Source organism: Brevibacillus nitrificans (assembly GCF_003710965.1).
In the GTDB taxonomy this organism is placed as follows: domain Bacteria; phylum Bacillota; class Bacilli; order Brevibacillales; family Brevibacillaceae; genus Brevibacillus; species Brevibacillus centrosporus.
The window spans coordinates 679,621-701,158 of the sequence record NZ_RHHU01000010.1 but is presented as its reverse complement, the minus strand read 5'-3'; the positions used below and the strand labels follow the sequence as shown (position 1 = coordinate 701,158).

Here is a 21,538-nt window from a genome sequence, read left to right as displayed (position 1 = left end):
AAGTCTGCAGCACGAGATACAAAAAGAGCTGACGCGGCAACGCGATCAGCTCTTTTTTTGCTTACGATTGGATTTCTTCTGTGCGCTGTGACCTCCAGAGCGTCAAGCTATACCCGCAGGCAACAAGCGAAAGGATACCCATGACCATGTACAAGGCCGCTCCTCCCCATTGCTGAAACACCCATCCCCCAGCGATCGATCCGATAATGCCGGAGATTCCGAAGAACAGGACAGCCAGTATCGTTTGTCCGGTCGCTTTCCACTCCTCAGGAATGATCCGGTACAAGTACTGAATGGTCGCCGTATAAAAGATGACAAAGGTTACGCCTTGGGTCAGCTGCAAATACACGACCCACTCGGCGGACGGCGCCATGGCACACAATGCGTAACGGATCGTGTACAAAGCGGTTGCCCATGTAATCAGCTTGATCTCGCTCCATTTTTGCAGGATACGGGCACTGAGGGCGAAAAAGAGCACCTCGCTGATGGCCGCAAAAAACCACGCCTGTCCCACATCGCCCGTGCTCCCGCCGAGACTTTGGACGAAAACACCGAGAAAGCTGTCATTGGTGCGATGCGGTGTCGCCGCGATCAGCACCAGCAAAAAGAATTGCAGGGTCTTGGGATAGAAGAAAAATTGCTTGAGCTCCTGTCTGGACAGCTTCTTGCTGCTGGAGGGGGCATCGGAGACGACGAGCGCAAACACAAATGCGAGCAGTCCATAGCCCAAAAAGAGCCAGCTAAGACGATCCATCCCCAGCTGATCCACGGTCCACCCGATGATCAAGGACGCTGTGGCATATCCAATCGCTCCGAACGTCCGAATCGATCCGAAGCTGATCTGATGCTGCTGCGCCACTCGGTAATTGAGGCTTTCCGTCAACGGGTCTGTAGGCAGCAGGAAGAAGTACATCGCGCCTACTAACAGAAACAAAAAGGAAAAATGATTCGTGGTAAACAACATCATTCCTACCAGAATGGATGCTCCCAGTGTGAGGAGGATAATGCGCTTGATTGTCTTGTACTTGTCACTCACCATCCCCCAGAAAGGCTGGGAGAGAATGCCAATGAACGAGCCAAAGCCAACCATCATCCCGATTTCCCCCGGGGTTACGCCGCGGAACGTCAAGTACACGGGTACAAACGAGATGAAGATGGATAGCAGAGAAAAATAAAAAAAGTTATAAGCGCGCAAGCTTTGAATGCCCAGCTTCACTGTATTCAGTCTCCATTTCCGACGAAAATCCCCGTAACCTGTGGCTACGGGGTATGCGATTTCCTATTTCTACTCCACCAGATCCGTCATGAGCTCAGCCAGCTGTCTCGCCTGCTCGCGGCGTTCGTACGGCTTGACTCTGCTTGCGAAATCGGCTCCGCGCTCCGCCTGGCTCCGAATCCCCTGCGCCTTCCAATCCTTGTACAGCTGCAGGTAAGCCTCTTTGATCGCATCCTTTTCCTCAGGGTCTGCAACCTGGCCCAATTGGAATTTCTCAATGATTTCTGTCGCTTCCCCTGCCTTGTTCAGCGCGAGAATCGGATTTCCGATCCCCATGTACTCATAGAGCTTACCTGGGATGTACGCACCTGCGTCAGCAGAAACATCACCAATCAGCAGCAGGGCATCTGCTCCTTTCATCAATCCGAGAGCATCCTTGTGCGGCAGGTTGCCCAATACACGGACAATGCTTCCCAAGTTTAACTTCTCTACGCAGTCGCCATTTTCGGAATAGCCCGGATAGTCAAACACACCGGCAAAGCTGAGCAGCAGGTCATTTTGATCGACTTCTCCTGCATCGATCAGCTCGCGAATGGCTTGCAACAGCAGCCGTGGATTGCGTTTTTGATACAGAATTCCGGCGTATACGGCGTGGAATTTGCCTGGTGCTTCATGGCTCGGCGCAAGTCCTTCGAAGTCAGCCTGGTCAAATCCGTTGTAAATGAGCTCAAGCCGCTTGATGCGCTCCTGATGCTTGTCTTGAAAATTTTTTGCAAACGTCGCTGTCACCGTCGTAATCGCATCCGCTTCCAGCATGACATCTGCTTCCATCCGCTCTTCCATCTGCTCGCGCCAAGCGATCCCCGATGTGTGCATGTTTTGCGTCCACGGATCTCGGAAATCGGCTACCCATTTGCAGTCAAACTGTCGCGCCAGGTTGCGGGCGACCAAGTGGTTCGTAACAGGTCCCGATGTGGAGAAAATCACGTCGATCTTCTCACGCTTCATGATTTCGCGCCCAAGCTTCACAGCGTTCGGCAGCCACAATATTTGATCGTCCGGAATCAGCAAGTACGGCTTGGCTTTCTTCAGAACGTTGATCACCTGTTTTTTCAGCAAGGCCTTGGCAGAAGGCTTCGACACTGACGCTCCTTCTGAATCAGGCTTCGCTGGTACTGCCGCTGCTCCCCGATTTGGCAGCAGCTTCCACTCCTTTGCCCGATGAATGGTCACTTCAGCTGGAAGCTGTGCTAAAAGAGATGGGTCCAGCGTGGCATGATAGGCAGGCTCCACTGTCAGCACATGAACTCTCCAGCCAAACTCCCCTAAATATTTGGCCATTTTCAGAGGTCTTGGCACACCACCGCCTCCGATGGGAGGAAAGATGTAGCAGATGATCAACACGTTGCGCTTATTCATTTCTGTAACCGTCCTTGTCCTTTTCATTTTCCTGAATACACGATACCATAAGTCCTGGCTTATTGCGAATCTATCAGGCATCTGCTATAGTGAAAATGGCTTTTTATTACGATTCGGGTGAATTTAGATGAGCAAATTACGAGTCCTCCACGTGATTGGCGGGGGGGAATTTGGCGGAGCGGAACAGCATATCCTCAATCTGGTCTCCACGTTTTCCGTCGAAGAAGTGGAGGTAGCAGTCGTTTGCTTTTATGACTCCCTCTTTGCCAGCAAACTGAGACAAGCGGGGATCACTGTCTTTACGCTGAATCAGTTCGGGCGCTTTGACTTACGACTGCTCCGGGCTTTGCGGAATACGTTCCACGCCTTTCAACCAGCAATCATACATACACATGGTGTCAAAGCGAACTTCTTTTCCAGACTGGCGGCCCGCGGACTGAGAATCCCGATGCTGACGACCGTCCACAGCTCGCTGCGCTACGATTATTCCAGCCCTCTCGCCTATGCGATCGTCAATCTGATGGAGCGGAGTACTCGGCAGTGGAACCAGCACTACATCGCGATCAGCGAAGCTTTGGCGAGCATCTTGCGCGAGCAGGGCGTTGCCTCTCGTGATATCAGCGTCATTTACAATGGAATGGATTTGTCTCCCTATCGCCAAAATCAGTTGCGCGAAGAGGATCGTACTCGTTTGCGTACGGAGTGGGAGCTTCCCCAGGATGCTTTTGTCTTTGCCACAGTTGCACGCTTCGTGCCGGTGAAAGGGCTGTCTGTCCTCGTCGATGCCTTTTCCAAGTTTGAGGCGAATACCGCCAGCAGTCCCTACCTCGTGCTCGTAGGAGACGGTCCTGAACGGGAGAGCCTGGAAGCGCAGGTACGTAAGCTCGGCCTGGAAGCACGCGTCCGCTTTGCCGGCTTTCGCCAAGACATTCCCGCATGCCTGCACGCTTGTGATGCCTTCGTACACTCCTCATTTTACGAAGGTCTCGGCTACACGATCATTGAAGCGATGGCTTCGGAGGTTCCTGTCATTGCCAGCAATGTCGGCGGTGTAAAAGAATTTGTCTTCCATGAGGACACCGGACTGGTCGTCGAGCCTGGAGATCCAGCTGCCTTGTCAGGGGCCATGGAAAAGCTGATGAACTCGGCTGCGCTGTCAGATGCGATGGTCCAGCGGGCTTTGTCGCGGGTCGAACGCTCCTTTACGATCGAAAAAATGACGGAGCAGATCGTAAGTCTCTACCGAAAAATGCTCCGCTAAAAAGCGCGACGTGTCGTCTTTCAAACGCCGTCGTGCTTTTTCTTTGCGTAAGGTTTTTCGTAGTTGCCTCCTGTCGAACAATCTGGTTTCATAGAACTGAGGCAATTTTTTGAAACATACCCGAGAGGATGAACAACGGATGAAACTATTTCTATCAGTTGACATGGAAGGGATCTCAGGCATCGTCGATAACAGCTATATCAATCCTGATGCGGGTGTCAACTATCAACGCGGACGCAAGTTTATGACAGACGACGCCAATGCGGTGATCGAAGCCGCTTTTGATGCGGGCGCGACAGAGATCGTCGTTGCTGACAGCCACAACACGATGAACAATATTTTGTGGGAGTCCTTGCATCCAAAAGTAAAGCTTCTGGCTGGCTCCCCTCGCAATTACTCCATGATGCAGGAACTGGATGAAAGCTACGACGCCGCCCTGTTTGTTGGCTACCACACGCGTCAGGGCGTTCCTGGTGTACTGAGCCACACGATGTCCGGTGTCATCCGCAACCTGTATATCAACGGGCGTGTCGTGGGCGAATTCGGCTTTAATGCCGTTTACGCTGGGATGTTGAAAGTACCGGTCGTCATGGTGTCAGGCGATGATTTAATCGCAGAAGAAGCCAAGGCCCTGATCCCTGGCATCTCAACAGCCGTCGTCAAGAAAGCCGTATCTCGTACCGCGGCACTCTGTCTGTCCCGCGAGGCTGCAACGGCTGAGCTCAAAACAAAAACGATGCTGGCACTCTCCCAGATCGGCAGCATCGCTCCTCTCGAATTTGGCGAGCCTGTAGAGATGGGCGTGGAGTTTTCCCATGCCGGACAAGCAGAAATGGCTGCGATCACGCCAGGTACCCGCTATGAGACCGAAACCAACACTCTGTATTACACCGTGAAGGACGCACACGACCTGTACAAAACGATGCGTTCCATGCTCAATCTCGCAGGGGAAGCCGAGTTTTTCTAAAGGCTTTCTCACAATAAGACAGTGGCAGTCATGGACGCAAAATCCTAGACTGCCACTGTCTTGTTTGTTTCTATCCGCCTAGTGAAGTTCCCATCCAAGAATCAGCTCTCTTAGCTCTTGGAGCATCACTCGCTGATACTCGTTTCCATCTCGGTAAAGCTTCCCGATTTCCCTATAGGTCTGATTCAGGTCTTCTTGGTATTTCGGATCTTGCTTATCGGGATGAGTGGCTTTAAAGTGATCCATCACTGCTTGAATATAAGCAGGACGAGCCCCCCATCTGCCCAGTACCTCTCCACTTCTCTTTACAAATACTGCGATCGGCTGAGCCCGGCCACCATCCGTAAGAAATTGGTCCATCGTCTCCAAGTGATCTTCCATGATCAAGACTTCTATCGTCATTCGTGCCTGCTCCATTACCCGAAATAACACCGGCACGTTCCAGATGACATCTGGGCACCAATCCGTACACAGGATGAGACAATGAAGATCCTCGTGCTCGGGAATAGAGCCAAAGAATGCTTTGTCCTCTGCACGCGCCCACGTGAAATGCTCGTAATTCCCGATCATCTTTTCTTTCGTGTTCGGGATCCCGCTGAGCTCCATCGTCCTGATCTCCATGCTCTCCATGAAGGCATGTGGTGAGATTCCCTGGCCTATTTTATGTTTCAGGTTCAACGTCTTGTTCATTTCGGCACATCCTTTGCTAGATCGATTGTTACGAAAAGCTTACAAAAAAACTGACCCTTTAAACAGGGTCAGTTTCTCTCGGAATGTCATGGTCAGTTTTTTGGCTGCGCATCCTCTAAAAATAGAAAAACAGACTCAAGTAAATGAGTCTGTTGGTTGTTTGGTTAGACTTTCTGGACGTTTGTTGCTTGCGGTCCACGTTGGCCGTTCTCAACATCAAACGTAACTTCCTGTCCTTCATCCAGTGTCTTGTAGCCATCCCCTTGAATAGCCGAGAAGTGAACGAATACATCCTCTCCGCCTTCGCGCTCGATGAAGCCAAACCCTTTTTCGCTGTTAAACCATTTTACTTTACCGCGTTCCATTTTTGCCTCCTAGCATGTAACCCTTACATGAAGTTAAAATTTTGTCTTACCTTGACTAGCTTTCCCTTCTAGGTGAAATCTATTCAGCATGGCTCAACCTCTAGAGGAACACATTATACAAGTACAGGAGGTGATCGATTTATGGCTGGGCAAAAGGAAAGGCAGGCTGACCTTGAAAAGCAAGCTGAACTGCAGCAAGCGGCCCTAGACGAAAAGGAAATCGAGATTCGCCATCAGTATCAGATGTTTCCGACCCCCGACGAAAAGTTCGCATCCGAGGTCATTACTGAGCTGAAGGATTGACTGACATGCATGCAAGCAAAAACCTCCACGTGACCTGTGTCTGTGGAGGTTTTTCGCTGGGAGTATTTTCCCTTTTAGATGCGCACCACGGTAGCCTTGCTCACCAGGTCACGCGGGATACGGTTTTTCGTATCAAACAGGATCGGCGAATCCGCCATTTGTTCGGCTACCGCGGCCCAATCCGCTTCTGCAAACTCTTTTTGTACGGCTGTAAGGAACAGTGCGTCTGCATCCTTGACTGCCGCCTCAAAGCTTTCTGCCTTGTGCTCGTATCGTGTCGGCACGGCTGGGTCATAGGAACGAACCTCTACTCCTTTTGTCTGGAGCAGCCTGATCAGATCATTGACAGGGCTGACACGGTCGTCGTTGGAGAAGTCCTTCATAGCCAGTCCCAGAACGGCTACACGGCTTCCTGCCAGCGTTTTGCCCTTTTCCTTCAGCACGCGTTCCAGCATGTTGATCAGCACTTCCGGAACAGCATCGTTGGTCATGCGAGCTTGCTGCAGGATCGGAAGGCTCACTTCCAGTTCTCTCGCCTTTGGCTGCAGGTAGTACAGAGCATTCGGCAAGCAGAATCCTCCCACTCCTGGCCCTGGCGTCAACAGGTTTACGCGAGTATGCGTATTTGCTACTTTAATTAATTCGAACGTATCGATTCCGAACGCCTCAGCAAAACGGGCAAATTCCTGAACCATGGCAATATTGACATCGCGCTGGATGTTTTCAATCACCTTTGCCGTTTCCACGACGCGAATATCCGAAATCGTCACGTCAGTTTCACTAATAAACGAGAGAAGCTCTTTCCCTTTTTCCGCACTTGCCTCGTTGATTCCGCCCAAAACGAGGGGCATGTGGATGAACTCTTCGAAAGCTCGTCCCTCCGCAATGCGCTCCGAGCAATAGGTCAGATAGAAATCCGTGCCGGCAACCAGGCCGCTGACTTCTTCCAGAATGGGCTTAACCACTTCTTCCGTCGTCCCTGGCACGACCGTACTGCGGATCATGACCGTATCACCTTTTTTCAGTACACTGCCCAGCGTTTCTGCACAGCTTTTCAACGGTCCCAGGTCCGGGTCTCCGTTATGAACAGGCAGCCCTGCTGTTACAATATAATGATTCACGTTTGCCGCTGCTTCCGCATACGAGGTCGTGGCATAGAACCGCCCCGCGTCAATCTGCTCACGAAGGATTTCAGGTAAGGTCTTTCCCTGATAAGACTCCAGATGATGGGAACGCCCCGCATTAATCTCTTCGACAACACGCGGTACAACGTCAATACCGATCACGCTTGCTCCTTTCATGGCATAGGTAAGTGCCAGTGGCAAGCCGACAAACCCCAATCCCACAACAGCTACGCGTACAGGCTGAGTCATGTTTCTATCTCCTCTTTCACGTTCTCTAGATATCGTCCACGCAAGTTGTTACGCAGACATCTGCAAATTGGTTACGACAGATAGTAAATCCCCGCCGCTAAAAATACGACACATAATCCCAGAAGGACCTTGTATAACGTTTCCAAGGCTAGTTCCTCCTCATAGGTTTCCATCTAGTCCTAGGCAGCAGCCCCAAAAGAAACCGGGCGCTTTGCTGCCAAAACCTAATTATACTCTCGATTTCCTCGTCGTTCAATCACGGTTTCACGGCAGAAACACACGCATATCTCCCGTTACAAACACCTGACAAGCCAGACGATAGCCTTTGGCAATCGCCTCAATCCCCAAGCGATACTGCTCCGTCTCGGAGGGTGGCTTTGCAGAATCGCCAGTCATTTCCACCCGCAAGCGACAGGTCGTGCACTTTCCGGTCGTACAGAAGAACTCCACGGGCAAATTCGCGCGGACGAGCCCCATGAGCAGATTGTCTCCATCCGCCAAATATACAGTTGACTCGACTTCCCCCTGCACAACCGTCACAACGTTTTGTTTCAAGTCAGGCTGTTCCACATCTCTCACCCTCCCTAGAAATCAACGCAATGCCTATTCCTAACGCGTCAAGCTTGCACCAATGATGTACGAGAAGCCGATGGATAAAACCATGGCGATAAATCCGATCGCCCGGTTGTCTTTGGCGATTTCATCATCAATATTGTAGCTGGGTGTCATAAACTCAAAAATAAAGTAGCCGACCAACAGGAGGAAGTACCCGAATGTCGCCCCAATCAATGCCTGCCCCATCGAGGCATGCTCCTGAATGGAATAGCGAAAAATATTGGCGATGCCGAATATTTTCCCTCCTGTTGCCATGGCCACGGCCATATTCCCTTGTTTTAGCTCATGCCAGACACGGTAGCGCGTCACCAGCTCAAAAATGGATAGGAACAGGATCATCATCAGCCCTGTTACGGTAAAGTAAGCAGCCGTAGCAAAGTATTGATTGTGCAGCATGCTCCCCATGGTGTCCCCTCCCGTTTATTTCAATTCGGCAATGGTAGCACCCACTCCGCCCTCTCCTTGACCGCCCAGGCGGAAGGATTTGACGTTGCGATGGTGGCGCAAGTACTCGTGGACACCTTTACGTAGTACACCGGTGCCATGTCCGTGAATGATCGAGACGGAGTGCAGCCCCGCCAGCAAGGCGTCGTCGAGGAATTGATCGATTTCGCGAATGCCATCCTCTACATTGTAGCCGCGCAAATCCAGATCCATCTTGATGTTGTCACTTCTGCGCTTGACCGAAGTATAAGGGGTTGCCTGCGGTTTTTGCTGCACGGAATTTTGCACGTGCATGTCTTCGCGCTTTACCTTCATTTTCATGATGCCGATTTGCACGAGGAACTCGTCGTTATTGACTTTTTCCAGCACGGTCCCTTTTTGCCCAAAGCTCGTCACCATGACTTCGTCGCCCACTTTAATCTGTGTCGCGCGTACCGCCTTGGCTGGTTTCTTCACTTTTTCTTTGTCCAGCTCGAGGACGGCATTGCCGAGGCGCTTCTTGGCATCGATCAGGCGATGCTCTTTGATTTCCACACCTTCTGCCATCATCTCACGCAGCTCGCGGATAATGGTCTCTGCTTCTTCCTTGGCCAGTTGAACGGCGATGCGCGCCTCGTCTTCTGCCCGCTCCATGCGCTTGTTTTTCTCTTCGGCAAAACGCGCGCGCTCTTCTTCCAGCTCACGTTGCAGTCTTTCTGCTTCCCGTCTGATTTCGGCTGCTTTTTGTCGATCTTCCTCCGCTGTCTTGCGGTTGCGTTCCAGGGAGGCAATCATGCTTTCGACCTGGTTGTCTTCTTCGCTGATGGAGCCGCGTGCAGCGTCGATGATCGCTTCCGGAAGCCCGAGACGTCTGGCGATGGCAAACGCATTGGAGCGACCTGGCACACCGATCATGAGGCGGTAGGTTGGCCGTAGCGTCTCCACATCGAATTCCACACTCGCGTTGATGACCTCCGGCTTGTCGTACGCATACGCCTTCAGCTCGCTGTAGTGTGTCGTCGCAACCAGACGAGCACCCGACTCGATGACGTGGTCGATAATGGACATCGCCAAGGCAGCACCCTCTGTCGGGTCTGTACCTGCCCCCAGCTCGTCAAACAGAACCAGGCTTTTCTCATCCATCGTTTCCAGGATGTGAATGATATTTTTCATATGGCTGGAAAACGTCGACAGGCTCTGCTCGATGGACTGTTCGTCTCCGATGTCGGCAAAAACGGAAGAAAATACCGTCATCTCGCTCTCTTCCTCGGCTGGCACATGCAAGCCCGCCATCGCCATCAGGGAAAGCAGGCCGATCGTTTTCAGGGACACGGTTTTCCCCCCGGTATTGGGACCAGTCACGACGATCGCCTGATACTCTCCACCAAGCTCTACATTGACCGGTACGACGACATCGCGGGGAATCAAAGGATGCCGCGCTTTTCGCAAATTCAAATAACCACGGTCGTTCATGCGCGGACAGATCGCCTTCATGCTCCAGGACAGCTGCGCTTTGGCAAACAGAAAGTCAAGCTCTGTCAAAGCCTCTACATTTTCCAGAAGCGCTTCTACAGCAAACGCTACCTGTTCAGTCAGCAAGTACAGGATGCGCTCTACCTCACGCTCCTCGCGCAGACGCAGCTCGCGAAGCTTGTTGTTCATGGAGACGATGACCTCTGGCTCTATGAAGAGCGTAGCTCCCGAAGCGGACTGATCGTGGACGATCCCTCCGAAAACGTGACGGTATTCCTGTTTGACCGGAATGACAAACCGGTCTCCGCGAATCGTCACGATGCTTTCCATCAGCATTTTTTGGTACGAGGAAGAACGGGTCATCTGATCCAGCTTTTCCCGTATTCTCGCTTCCAGCTGACGAATTTCTTGACGGACGGAACGCAGCTCTACGCTGGCACTATCCAAAATGTCGCCGCTCTCATCGACACAGCGGCGAATCTCCATCTCCAGCTCTCGCAAGCCCTCGATCCGCTCTGCCTGATCGCGCAGCAGCGGCAGCTCATGGTCGTCGCACATATCCAGCAGGAAATGCTTGAGCTTGCGTCCTGCCGCAATGGTACTGGCCGTATCCATAAGCTCCAAAGGCGCCAGCATCGCGTTGAGACGAGCGCGTTGAACAGGGCCACGGATATCCCGGATTCCTCCGAGGGGTACGCTGCCTTTCAAACGCAGCACGGTAGCAGCCTCAGACGTTCCTCTTTGGGCGATGCTCACTTCCTCCATACGTGTAAACGGGAGCAGCTCTGCCGCTTTTTCTTTTCCATATGTGCAAGTCGCTTTATCCACCAGGAGAGCAACGATTTTATCGTATTCCAATGTTTTTAACACCCGTTGTTCCACTTACATCCTCCTTACTTTCCGCCAATGGCTCTCCCTACAGGAACCTGCTGATCATGGGGAATGATAAACACAGGCTGTGTGAGCCATTCGTTCTAACCATTATATCATGCTAGCCGTTCCAAGGATAATTTTACACGCCCTTCTGTAGCATAGTTCGACACCCAAAGAGCCAGAATGAGTATGAAACAATTTAAAAGGAGGAGTACACATGACGATCATGCGCCATATCGTCCGCTTTATCGTCGCTGCCGTAGTCCTGATGTTTGTCGGATTTCTCGTACCTGGCTTTTCCGTTAGCAGCTTCTGGACAGCTCTTCTCGCAGCTGTTGTCATTGCCCTGCTGGGCTGGGTCATCGAAGCGATGTTTGGCGATCGTATCTCCCCTTACAATCGGGGGATCGTCGGCTTCATCGTCAGCGCCGTCGTTATCTACCTCACCCAGTATATCGTTTCCGGTTTCCACGTAACGATCTTGGGGGCGCTGCTCGCTTCGCTTGTCATCGGGATTATCGACCTGTTCATCCCGATCAAGACCCATATGGATCTGCACAACGGAGACGCTGGGAACAAGCAAGAGACGTAGCTGAAATGAAAAAAGAGCCAACTCATCATGGGTTGGCTCTTCTTCTGTTATTTCGTGCACTTTCGCCGGCTTATTGAACAAGCGTTTCCCGCTTTGTTTAAACATAAGTGAGTAAAAAGCTTTAGAAAATCTGGCTAGCTTATGCCTGCCTCTGCCAGCTTCTCGTCCAGCTTCGCCTTCTGGCGCAAATGGTGCCTGCTGTGCATACCAACCATCTCAAACCAATCACGCGCGTTGAGCCAACCAAACCAGCCATGGCGCACCTTGCAATCCGGATTCGCCTCATCTACACGACACTCCCAGTGGGCTAACTTCTCTAGCACCTGCTCCAGGCCGGCTATGATTTCATCCTTGCTTTCGGGGTTTTTTGTCGCGCTTGGCGGTTGCTCAAGTTTCACACTGATGTTGGGCCACTCTTTTTCGGCAAGTGCCTTTGTTCCGACTTCCGTCTTGCCTTCAGGCTCTTCGTTTGTTGCCTTGGTACAAGTTTCAATATGCCCGATGTACTCTTTCGCCACATCGATCACGTGAATATACATTTGTCCGACCGACCATACGTCTTCGTCGGAATTAAATCGCAGCTGCCCTATCGAATATCCGTCCAGATCCCGTATGTATTGCTCGATAATTGCCGAAGAATTATTCAACATCCAGATCCTCTCCCCGCTATTTCAATTCATTACAGTACCTGCGCGATCTCCCACACATGCCCGTCCGGATCAGCTAAACAAGCCGTCCGCCGCCCCCAGGAACGCGTTATCGGTCCATTCAATAACGCAGCGCCCCGCGCTTTCAGCTCATCGCATACCCGGTCAACGTCCGGCACTTGGATCGTGAACTGAAACCGCGCTCCATCTCCGCCGCGACCAACCTTCGCGGGCTCAATCAACTCGCGGGCATTCGATTGATTTAACAGATTGATGCATATATTGCCATAATCGAACACCGCGCAGTTCTCATCTTCATACATGACCGCAAGTTTGAAAGTTTCTTGATAGAAGGCTTTCGACCGATGCAAATCTTCCACAAACAATGTGATTTCGGTAATTTTGTTTACCCAATCGGCTGTCGCCATCTGCACACGACCTCATTTTCAATTTTTTTACAATTCTAAATTTGATCATACGAATTGCCAGTTCCATTGTCAATGTTAATAGGAAGGCTACGCACGTCGCGCGAACTGCGCGTAACTGCTCGTTAACGCCCACGCCAGTCTAATCCTATATTTCCCAGTCTAAAACTTATTTCGTCGAGCACCTATGTATCATTCCCGCCATGTAGCCGGCGCCAAAGCCATTGTCAATGTTGACGACAGCCACTCCGGTAGCACACGAATTGAGCATGGACAACAAAGCAGAAACGCCGCCGAAGTTTGCTCCGTAGCCAACGCTGGTCGGCACTGCAATTACCGGGATATCCACCAGCCCCGCGAGCACACTGGCAAGCGCACCTTCCATGCCGGCCACACAGACGACCACGGACGCTCCCCTGATTTCCTCCAATCGCTCGAACAAGCGGTGAATGCCTGCCACTCCTACATCTGCGATGACTCTCGCTTCACTGCCAAAGCAACGTACAGTCCAGGCAGCTTCTTGCGCCACTGACCAATCAGACGTTCCTGCAGCCACCACTGCCACATAACCTTCGCGCACGGGCTTTAGCGGTTCTCGACTGGAAATGAGCAGAGCCGCCTCCTTTTCATACTGAATGTCTGGCCAACGCTCCTGGACATGCTGTGCCTGATTGTCGTTCACTCTCGTCACCAGCACCAGCTCTTGATGTTCGCGAAGCCGCTCCATGATCCCGATCAGCTGCTCCACACTTTTCCCAGCCCCGTACACCACTTCAGGAAATCCGGTTCGCTCGGCACGCTCCAAGTCCAATGTAGCGTAATCAAGCTTACTCGTTGCTTGCAAAAGCTCACTCGCCCGCTCAATATCCAGACGGCCAGCCTGCACTTCCTGCAAAATCCGCTTCACATCAGCCATGCTGTTTTTTCACGTCCGATCCCAATACAGCGTTCATACTACCTGTCTGGTAGCCAAACAAATCCAGCGTCACGTAGGAAAAACCGATATCTCGCAGAACCTTGTTTATTTGTGCATGATGAGACAGCAAGCGGCTAAAATCATCCGGGGCAACCTCAATCCGCGCAATCGTATCGTGATGTCGGACCCGCACCTGATGAAATCCGAGACTGAGCAAATAGCCCTCAGCCTTGTCGATTTGATCGATTTTTTCCAAAGTGATGTGAGAGCCATAGGGTATTCTGGAGGACAAGCAGGCAAAAGACGGCTTGTTCCAAGTGGATAAGCCCATTTCCTTGGAAAGCGTGCGGATGTCTTCCTTATAAAATCCTGCCTCCTGCAGCGGGCTTCTTACTCCCCTTTGTGCAGCAGCGACCCGGCCCGGCCTGTAATCCCCCTGATCATCCATGTTTGCTCCATCGCAAATGATCGCCTGCCACTCGTTTTCCTCCGCCATTTTTCCCAGGTGTTCGTACAAACCGTCTTTGCAAAAAAAGCAGCGATTTACTGGATTTGAGACAAAATTCAGATTTTCCATTTCGCGTATTTCCGTGGTCACAAACCGTGCACCCAGCTGCGCTGCCAGCTGTTTGGCTGCTTCGAATTCTCTTGTCGGAAAGGTCTCGGATGCAGCGGTAACCGCAATCGCTGATTCGCCAAGCTCTTGTACCGCTCTCGCCAGCAAAAAGGTGCTGTCAACGCCGCCAGAGAATGCGATCAAGACAGCTTTCATCTCACGCAAAATACGTCCAAGCTTTTCGTCTTTTTCCGCCAATGCTTCATTCGCAAGCACGCTCATTCCTCCGTCTCCCCTGTTTTCTTATTGGAAAACTTGGCTCCGCTATGCTTTTGTGGTGGAGCCTTACTTCCACTTATATGGGCCAAGAATTTTATACATGCTTTCTGTACAACGTGAAAAGAGGGGCAGCCGCCCCTCTTTTAGTCTATCTCTTTTCCATTTGCATCTTCCTGAAGAATCTTCAGCAGCTCTTCGTACTCCTGACGCAGGCGGAAGTATTCATCCGCAATATTTACTGCCGAAAGTACGGCGATTTTGGCCGTGTCCAAACGATGGTTACCGTTGGCGATTTCGTTCATCTTATCATCAACGAAACCGGCCACCATGCGTATGTGATTGACACTAGCTTTCCCACTGAGCCGGTATTGTTGGCCAAAGATATCCACCGTCAAACGATTTTTCCCATCACCTTGCACGAGGGGTTCCTCCCTACTGCGACCTTTGCTCTACTTTTCCATTTTAGGTTACTGAAAATGTCAGATTTCGTCAAGCTATCTTACATGCGAAGCTCAGCACCTGTATTGACTTTCAGAGCTTCGATAACAGCATTCGTCACCTGCTGGATCTCTTCATCCTGGAGAGTACGCTCGGCATTGCGCAGAACCAAAGCAAACGCCATACTTTTCTTATCCGAAGCAATCCGTTCGCCTGTGTATACGTCGAACAAGGTCACGGACTCGAGCAGCTCCCCTGCCGCCTCGCGGATTGTCGCTTCCAGTGCACCTGCTGGAACAGTGCGATCTACGACAAGAGCAAGGTCGCGGGTCACAGCCGGGAATTTTGGAAGCTGGTTATAGAAGCCCATACCTGTTGCGGCCTCAACCAGTTTCGCTACATCCAGCTGGAATACGTACGTTTCGTTCAGATCGTACGCCTTTTCCGTACCTGGATGGGTTTGACCCACATAGCCCAAACGAAGCTCCTGCGCCCACACTTCTGCCGTACGGCCTGGATGCGTGCCCTTCAGATCGGATACAGCCTTGTATTGCACATTTTGGATACCGAGGCGCGCCAAGAGAGATTCTACAATCCCTTTCGCCTGATAAAAATCTACCGCCTGTTTTGCACCCATCCAGTTTTGAGGAACCCATTGGCCTGTCACGGCACCGCCGACATACAGACGCTCTTCTGGCAACTGTGTTAGTGTTTCTTCTGTGCTGAGGAATACGCGGCCCAGTTCAAAGATCCCTACATCGTGGTTTTGGCGGTTTTTGTTATAGGCGATTGTCTCCAGCAAGCTTGGAATCAAGCTCGTGCGCAAGACGCTGCGCTCTTCGCTCATTGGCATGAGCAGAGCAACCGGTTTTACCTGCTCCTGATGCAAGCCTGCCGCATCCTCTACGCGGTCTGGATGCAATAGCGCGTAGGAGATCGCTTCGTTCAGTCCGACTCCGATCAAATGGCGGCGAATGGTACGGCGCAGCTGCTGCTCAGGTGTCAGGAAGCCTTGACTGGTCATTCCGCTCGGCAAGCTGGTCGGGATGTTGTCGTAGCCGTACAAGCGAGCCACTTCCTCTACCAGATCCTCCGGCAAGGTGATGTCGCCACGGCGGGTCGGCACGGTTACCGTCCAGCTGTCGTTTGCGGTCTCATAAGGGAACTGCAGACGATCAAAGATAGGAGATACCTCAGAAGCAACCATCGATGTCCCCAGATGCTGATTGATTTTTGCCAAAGTAACGCTAACTACGGCAGCTTGCGGTTCCTTTTCAATTGCAGACGCAATTCCTTTGGAAATAGTTGCACCGGACAGCTTTTGAATCAAGGATGCAGCACGCTCGCCCGCTTCCTGTACACGCTTCTGGTCTACGCCTTTTTCCCAGCGAACGCAGCCCTCTGTACGCATCCCGAGCGAACGCGCTGTGCGACGAACGGTTTTCGGCGTGAACCAGGCTGCCTCCAAAATGATCTCGGTCGTTTCACCTGTGATTTCGGAGTTGGCTCCACCCATTACCCCAGCGATCGCCAAGCCTTTGGTCGGATCCGTGATCAACAGGGTTTGCGCGTCCAGCTTGCGCTCCTGATCATCCAGCGTCACCAGCGTTTCGCCTTCCTGAGCAAGACGTACGATGATGGAACGATCTGCTACCTGGCCTGCATCGAAAGCGTGGAGAGGCTGACCGTATTCGAGCAGTACGTAGTTGGTTACGTCCACCACGTTGTTGATTGGGCGTACACCAGCGGCCATCAGACGGTTTTTCATCCATTGCGGAGAGCTCGCAATCTTCGCGTTCTTGAAATGACGTCCATGGTATTGGTAGCACTCTGCACTCGCATCGATTTTCACGCGAAGCGGATTTTGCTCCTCGCTCTCTACGAGGTCGATTTGCGGCAGCAGCACTTCTTTCCCTAGGATCGCGCCTACCTCATAGGCAACACCCAGCATGCTCAAGCAATCGGAGCGGTTCGGCGTGAGGCCCAGCTCCAGAATAGAATCGTCCAGTCCCAGATAAGATACGGCATCCATTCCGATTTCCGCATCTTCTGGCAGGACCATGATGCCTTCTTGCTGATCTTTTGCCAACAGCTTATCGTTGAGGCCCAGTTCCTTTGCCGAGCAAATCATCCCTTGGGATTCTACTCCGCGCAGTTTCGAGCGCTTGATGTTCAAGCCGCCTGGCAGTTTGGCACCGATCAGCGCGACGATTACCTTTTGTCCTTTGTCTACGTTTGGCGCACCGCAAACGATTTGCAGATCCTGCTCTTGGCCCGCATCTACGATACATACGTTCAAGCGATCCGCATCCGGGTGCTTGCTGCGCTCCTTCACATAACCGATCACACAGCCAGAAACACCTGCATTGCGCGATTCAACTGCATCTACCTCTACCCCACTGCGAGTCAGCTTTTCCGCCAGCTCTTGAGGCGTGCAATCACTCAGATCCACGTATTCCGATAACCATTGGTACGATACCTTCATCTTTGCCTCTCCTCTCTACTCTCGATTGAACTGACGCAAGAAACGAACGTCGTTTGTATAAAAATGGCGAATGTCTTCTACGCCGTATTTCAGCATCGCGATGCGTTCTACACCCATACCGAATGCAAAGCCGCTCACTTCTTCCGGGTTGTAGCCCGCCATCTCCAATACGCGCGGGTGGACCATACCGGAGCCGAGGATCTCGATCCAGCCTGTTTGCTTACAAACGCGGCAGCCATGTCCTCCACAGTTGAAGCATTGCAGGTCAACCTCTGCGCTAGGCTCTGTGAACGGGAAGAAGCTCGGACGCAGACGAACCTGCTGATTCTCACCGAACATTTGACGAGCGAAAGTCAGCAAGATGCCTTTCAAATCACTCATCCCGATGTTTTTATCGATGACCAGACCCTCGATCTGCGTGAATTGATGGGAGTGAGTCGCGTCGTCGTCATCACGGCGGAACACTTTACCCGGGCAGATGATTTTCACCGGTGTTTTGCCTTCTTTTTTCAGCATCGTACGCGCCTGTACAGGGGAGGTATGCGTGCGCAGCAGGATCTCATCGGTCACGTAGAATGTATCTTGCATGTCACGGGCCGGGTGATCCTTTGGCAGGTTGAGCATTTCGAAGTTGAAGTGATCCATCTCCACCTCAGGACCCTCTGCTACCTCAAAGCCCAGACCCACGAAAATGTCTTCAATTTCTTCAATGATGCGGGAGAGAGGATGCATGCTTCCTGCTGGGACAGGACGGCCTGGCAGGGTCACGTCTACTGTCTGCGAAGTGAGCTTTGCGTTCAATGCCGCTTCTTCGAGCTGTTGCTGTTTACCAGAAAAAGCAGACTCCAGTGCTTCCCGCACTTCGTTGACCAGTTGGCCTACCAGTGGACGCTCTTCTGCGGAGAGGCTTCCCATGCCGCGCAAAAGCTCTGTCAGCTCCCCTTTTTTCCCCAGGTACTTGACTCGCAATTCCTGAAGTTGTGCACTTTCCGTCACTTGGCCGATCTGGCCCAGTGCGGCGTCTTTCATCTCTTGCAACCGAGTTTGCACTTCGTATCGCTCCTTTATTGGTTTTTGGTAAGTAAACCCTTTATCGAGGCCTATTCAAGGAGGAGCGACCGCGTTTTTGCGGTAAGTTTCCATGCGCTCCGGAATTCATAAGCGTAACGCTTATAATTCCTATACGTTGAAAAAAAAGAAAAACCCGCCCCTCAAAAGGGACGAGTTACTTTTTTTCTCGCGGTACCACCCTTGTTAGACAAGTCCACAAGCCTACTTTCCGGCGTGACTATTGTCTCACTCAAGACCACTGGTAACGGGCGTGACCCGGCTGGCTCCTACTGCGTAAAAACGGTTCAGAGTGCGGCTATGGAGTGAATTCGGCAGCTACAGTGCTAAAGATGCTCTCAGTCTGTGGCATCCTCTCCCTGAAAACATGTAGGACCTGCGTACTATTCTCCGTCATGGCTTTACGTTATAATTAGACGTAGGGAAATTATAGCGCAAGAAAAGCAAACTTTCAATTGCACAAATCGTACATATAGATCAGCATTTCCAGACCGATCGATTTTTATAAGAGAAAGGGGACTTTTGCCATGATCGAAAAGGTTTCCGCATTATACGACAGGTCTTGCACATGCCGGCACTGCCAGACTCCCTTTTCAACCAAGCGAATTCGCGGCGGTTCGCTCGCAATGGCACATCGCGATTCCGATTTTTATACCCGTTTCAAGGAACAGTCACTCAACCCCATTCTCTATACGGTAAACGTTTGCCCGGCATGCGGCTTTGCCTTCACGGACCAGTTCAAGCCCAAGCTCAGCCCGTGGGAAAAGCAAGCGGTGGACGAACAGATCTCGTCGAAATGGACACCCAAAGACTTTGGTTCGATCCGGCAAGTCCCGGAAGCGATCGTCAGCTACAAGCTCGCGATCTACGCGGCAGAAATAACCGATCAGCCCCACTCCGTGAAAGCAGGTCTATACCTGAGGCTGGCTTGGCTGTACCGCTCCCTGGAGAGAGCAGAGGAAGAGCTGCGCTTTCTGGGTATGGCCGTCGATGAGTACGAACTGTCTTACATACACTCCGACTATGCGCAGGGTGACAAGGAAATGTCCGAGGTTCGCCTCTTGTACTTGATCGGTGAGCTGTATCGTCGTCTGGAAAAATATGATCTCGCCATCAAATACTTCGGCAAAGCTCTCGCCTTTCGAAATACGACCATGGAAAGCGGGATTATCCGCATGGCCCAGGATCAATGGCAGCTGGCTCGCGAAGAATATAAAGACAAGCAAAAGATCGGCTAAATGAGCCGATCTTTTCTTTTTCGCTGGGCCTCATACACAAACACACCGGCTGCCACAGCGGCATTCAATGATTCCGCTCGTCCGTAAATCGGGATGTGGACCAGGTAATCCGCCCGCTCTACCATTGCGTCAGATACACCTCGTCCTTCATTGCCGATCACGATAGCTGCTTTTTGCGCGTAGGGAACCGCATCGTATGAAATACTTTGCTCATGGAGGGTCGACACGAGCAGCTGCCCGCCCTGCGCCTGCCACTCATCGGCTACCTCAGGCAAGGAACGTGTGAACACCGGCAGCCGGAATAATGCTCCCATCGTCGAACGCATCACTTTCCCATTGTACAGATCGACACTGCCTTTTCCTAAAACGACGCCATCGACTCCCGCAGCTTCCGCCGTGCGCAAGATCGTCCCCAGATTGCCCGGATCCTGGATTTCATCAAGCAGCAACAGCAGCATCCCCTCTTGCCCTGCCGCCTTTTCCGTCATCCAGTCATCCCAGTTGACCTGCTTCTTTTTTACTTCCGCCACAATTCCTTGCGGGGACTTCGTTTCCGAAAGCTTCGCCAATACGGCAGCGGAAGCAGCAATCACCTGTACGCTGTGCGGATGGTTGTTCAAAGCTTGTCTACAGCCCGCGTCCATATCCCGCTCACTGTCGTACAAAACCGTCAGAACCTCCGCCTCGCTCTTCAGCGCCTCCTCGACCAGATGCGCTCCTTCCACGAGAAAACGCCCCTGCGCTTCTCTCCCTTTTTTCTCCAGCAATTGATGCAGCCGCTTGATCAGCGGGTTTTGTACCGAGGTAATGCTTTCATGTGCCATGTCTCTATGCCCGCTCCTCAAATGCCTTCAAATCCTTGTTGTTCCCGATGACGACGAGGACATCCCCGTACTGGATCACTTCTTCTGGATTTGGTGCGATATTGAATTTGTCACCACTCTTGATGGCGATTACGTTGACTCTGTAATTTTTCCGGATGTCGAGCTGCCGCAGGTTCTTTCCGACAAACTTGGTGGATACCACGACCTCTGCGACGCTGTAATCGTCTGCCAGCTCGATAAAATCCAGGACGTTCGCCGAGATCAGATTATGAGCGACGCGCACTCCCATATCACGCTCAGGGAAGACGACCCGGTCAGCGCCAACTTTGTACAAAACTTGCCCGTGCCGTTCGTTTTGCGCCTTGGCGACGATTTTTTTCACGCCCAGCTCCTTCAAAGTCAGCACAGTCAGAATGCTTGCTTGTATATCTACGCCGATCGCGACGACTACCACGTCAAAGTTGCGGATACCGATTTCTTTCAGCGCCCGCTCGTCCGTGGAATCGGCTGCCACAGCGTGGGTGACAAATTGTATGTTTTCATTAATGCGTTCCTCGTTCTCATCGATACCCATGACCTCATAATCCATTTCGTACAAGGTCCGAGCTACACTGGAACCAAAGCGCCCCATTCCAATAATGGCAAATTGCTTTGACATCCTGATCTACTCCTTCATACCGCTCCCTAAGGGGCTTTTTCCAATACCTTGCATTATAACACAACCCCTTCCCCACCTACAAAAGACGTATGAGGCATGACTGCGGGACAAATACTAAGTGCGATTTCATTTTCCCCAAGAGAGGTGTGCGGTCCGTCATGAACATTGCCTCGCTCAATCTTCGTCAAGCCATCATGTACAAAATGCAGGGCTCAGACCCATCAGCGGTCGAAGAGACGATCACCGATGCGATTACCAGCGGTCAGGAAAAGACATTGCCCGGACTCGGCGTGTTGTTTGAAGTGCTGTGGCAAAACAGCGATTCCTCATCTCGCCAGGAAATGGTGGAAACCATCGCCGGTCATTTGCCGGAGACGACGGAAAAACCGATGTAGAAAAGCGCTGACTGCTTGCGTTGGCAGCTTCTAACAGAA

At 51.9% G+C, this 21,538-nt stretch carries 23 protein-coding genes; 6 read left to right on the top strand and 17 right to left on the bottom strand.

The window, feature by feature from the left end:
- Nucleotides 1-61 precede the first annotated feature (61 nt).
- Together EDM59_RS16910 and EDM59_RS16905 are read right to left on the bottom strand one after the other, a co-directional pair.
- Complete coding sequence (locus EDM59_RS16910) at nt 62-1,216, bottom strand: MFS transporter (protein WP_122924667.1); 1,155 nt, start codon at nt 1,214-1,216, stop codon at nt 62-64.
- A 69-nt stretch (nt 1,217-1,285) separates the two neighbouring features.
- Nucleotides 1,286-2,635: a glycosyltransferase family 4 protein gene (locus EDM59_RS16905; protein WP_122924666.1), complete on the bottom strand. Its 1,350-nt coding sequence runs from the start codon at nt 2,633-2,635 to the stop codon at nt 1,286-1,288.
- Between the two features lie 127 nt (nt 2,636-2,762).
- Here EDM59_RS16905 and EDM59_RS16900 point away from each other — a divergent pair, with 127 nt between their 5' ends.
- Both EDM59_RS16900 and EDM59_RS16895 read left to right on the top strand, forming a co-directional pair.
- Nucleotides 2,763-3,896 (top strand): glycosyltransferase, encoded by a 1,134-nt coding sequence (locus EDM59_RS16900; RefSeq protein WP_122924665.1) that lies wholly within the window; start codon nt 2,763-2,765, stop codon nt 3,894-3,896.
- 139 nt (nt 3,897-4,035) lie between these two features.
- Entirely contained in the window at nt 4,036-4,863 is an 828-nt protein-coding gene (locus tag EDM59_RS16895; protein ID WP_122924664.1) for a M55 family metallopeptidase, read from the top strand.
- A 78-nt stretch (nt 4,864-4,941) separates the two neighbouring features.
- Here the strand turns inward: EDM59_RS16895 and EDM59_RS16890 are convergent, their stop codons facing one another.
- On the bottom strand, nt 4,942-5,553 hold the full coding sequence (locus EDM59_RS16890) for a thioredoxin family protein (RefSeq protein WP_122924663.1): 612 nt from the start codon (nt 5,551-5,553) through the stop codon (nt 4,942-4,944).
- A 164-nt stretch (nt 5,554-5,717) separates the two neighbouring features.
- The gene (locus tag EDM59_RS16885; RefSeq protein WP_092274297.1) at nt 5,718-5,918 is read right to left on the bottom strand and encodes a cold-shock protein; all 201 of its coding nucleotides are present in this window, start codon (nt 5,916-5,918) and stop codon (nt 5,718-5,720) included.
- 141 nt (nt 5,919-6,059) lie between these two features.
- Between EDM59_RS16885 and EDM59_RS31080 the strand changes: the two genes are divergently transcribed.
- A complete protein-coding gene (locus tag EDM59_RS31080) occupies nt 6,060-6,221 on the top strand; it encodes a hypothetical protein (RefSeq protein ID WP_170184433.1) in 162 nt (53 codons plus the stop codon).
- Between the two features lie 74 nt (nt 6,222-6,295).
- Here the strand turns inward: EDM59_RS31080 and EDM59_RS16880 are convergent, their stop codons facing one another.
- The 4 genes from EDM59_RS16880 to EDM59_RS16865 form a co-directional block, all read right to left on the bottom strand.
- Nucleotides 6,296-7,594, bottom strand: a complete 1,299-nt coding sequence (locus EDM59_RS16880) for a nucleotide sugar dehydrogenase (protein ID WP_122924662.1) — start codon at nt 7,592-7,594, stop codon at nt 6,296-6,298.
- Nucleotides 7,595-7,858: 264 nt separating this feature from the next.
- Entirely contained in the window at nt 7,859-8,164 is a 306-nt protein-coding gene (locus EDM59_RS16875) for a 2Fe-2S iron-sulfur cluster-binding protein (protein WP_246011081.1), read from the bottom strand.
- 39 nt (nt 8,165-8,203) lie between these two features.
- Nucleotides 8,204-8,614 carry a DUF350 domain-containing protein gene (locus EDM59_RS16870; RefSeq protein ID WP_122924661.1) on the bottom strand — a complete coding sequence of 137 codons (411 nt, stop codon included), beginning with the start codon at nt 8,612-8,614 and terminating at the stop codon, nt 8,204-8,206.
- 15 nt (nt 8,615-8,629) lie between these two features.
- Entirely contained in the window at nt 8,630-10,987 is a 2,358-nt protein-coding gene (locus tag EDM59_RS16865) for an endonuclease MutS2 (RefSeq protein WP_092274308.1), read from the bottom strand.
- Nucleotides 10,988-11,195: 208 nt separating this feature from the next.
- On the opposite strand from EDM59_RS16865, the gene EDM59_RS16860 reads away from it, so the two are divergent.
- Nucleotides 11,196-11,570, top strand: a complete 375-nt coding sequence (locus tag EDM59_RS16860; RefSeq protein ID WP_092274311.1) for a phage holin family protein — start codon at nt 11,196-11,198, stop codon at nt 11,568-11,570.
- A gap of 134 nt (nt 11,571-11,704) precedes the next feature.
- On the opposite strand, the gene EDM59_RS16855 is transcribed toward EDM59_RS16860, so the two are convergent.
- From EDM59_RS16855 to pheS, 7 genes are all read right to left on the bottom strand, one after another.
- Nucleotides 11,705-12,220: a DinB family protein gene (locus EDM59_RS16855; protein ID WP_122924660.1), complete on the bottom strand. Its 516-nt coding sequence runs from the start codon at nt 12,218-12,220 to the stop codon at nt 11,705-11,707.
- A 29-nt stretch (nt 12,221-12,249) separates the two neighbouring features.
- Complete coding sequence (locus EDM59_RS16850) at nt 12,250-12,645, bottom strand: VOC family protein (protein ID WP_122924659.1); 396 nt, start codon at nt 12,643-12,645, stop codon at nt 12,250-12,252.
- 166 nt (nt 12,646-12,811) lie between these two features.
- Nucleotides 12,812-13,558: a nickel pincer cofactor biosynthesis protein LarB gene (gene larB, locus EDM59_RS16845; RefSeq protein ID WP_122924658.1), complete on the bottom strand. Its 747-nt coding sequence runs from the start codon at nt 13,556-13,558 to the stop codon at nt 12,812-12,814.
- Nucleotides 13,551-14,396 carry an ATP-dependent sacrificial sulfur transferase LarE gene (gene larE, locus EDM59_RS16840; protein WP_122924657.1) on the bottom strand — a complete coding sequence of 282 codons (846 nt, stop codon included), beginning with the start codon at nt 14,394-14,396 and terminating at the stop codon, nt 13,551-13,553. Before larE ends, larB begins: the two co-directional genes overlap by 8 nt.
- Nucleotides 14,397-14,536: 140 nt before the next feature.
- On the bottom strand, nt 14,537-14,812 hold the full coding sequence (zapA, locus tag EDM59_RS16835) for a cell division protein ZapA (protein ID WP_092274322.1): 276 nt from the start codon (nt 14,810-14,812) through the stop codon (nt 14,537-14,539).
- Between the two features lie 80 nt (nt 14,813-14,892).
- Entirely contained in the window at nt 14,893-17,316 is a 2,424-nt protein-coding gene (gene pheT / locus EDM59_RS16830; RefSeq protein WP_122924656.1) for a phenylalanine--tRNA ligase subunit beta, read from the bottom strand.
- Nucleotides 17,317-17,331: 15 nt separating this feature from the next.
- Complete coding sequence (pheS, locus tag EDM59_RS16825; protein WP_122924655.1) at nt 17,332-18,366, bottom strand: phenylalanine--tRNA ligase subunit alpha; 1,035 nt, start codon at nt 18,364-18,366, stop codon at nt 17,332-17,334.
- A 545-nt stretch (nt 18,367-18,911) separates the two neighbouring features.
- Between pheS and EDM59_RS16820 the strand changes: the two genes are divergently transcribed.
- Entirely contained in the window at nt 18,912-19,622 is a 711-nt protein-coding gene (locus tag EDM59_RS16820; RefSeq protein ID WP_122924654.1) for a DUF2225 domain-containing protein, read from the top strand.
- On the opposite strand, the gene EDM59_RS16815 is transcribed toward EDM59_RS16820, so the two are convergent.
- Both EDM59_RS16815 and EDM59_RS16810 read right to left on the bottom strand, forming a co-directional pair.
- Nucleotides 19,619-20,446 (bottom strand): TrmH family RNA methyltransferase, encoded by an 828-nt coding sequence (locus tag EDM59_RS16815; protein ID WP_122924653.1) that lies wholly within the window; start codon nt 20,444-20,446, stop codon nt 19,619-19,621. The genes EDM59_RS16820 and EDM59_RS16815 overlap by 4 nt on opposite strands.
- Nucleotides 20,447-20,450: 4 nt before the next feature.
- Nucleotides 20,451-21,104: a potassium channel family protein gene (locus EDM59_RS16810; protein ID WP_122924652.1), complete on the bottom strand. Its 654-nt coding sequence runs from the start codon at nt 21,102-21,104 to the stop codon at nt 20,451-20,453.
- Between the two features lie 158 nt (nt 21,105-21,262).
- On the opposite strand from EDM59_RS16810, the gene sspI reads away from it, so the two are divergent.
- Nucleotides 21,263-21,499, top strand: coding sequence for a small acid-soluble spore protein SspI (gene sspI / locus EDM59_RS16805; protein ID WP_122924651.1), 237 nt, complete (start codon nt 21,263-21,265; stop codon nt 21,497-21,499).
- The last annotated feature ends 39 nt before the right edge of the window (nt 21,500-21,538 follow it).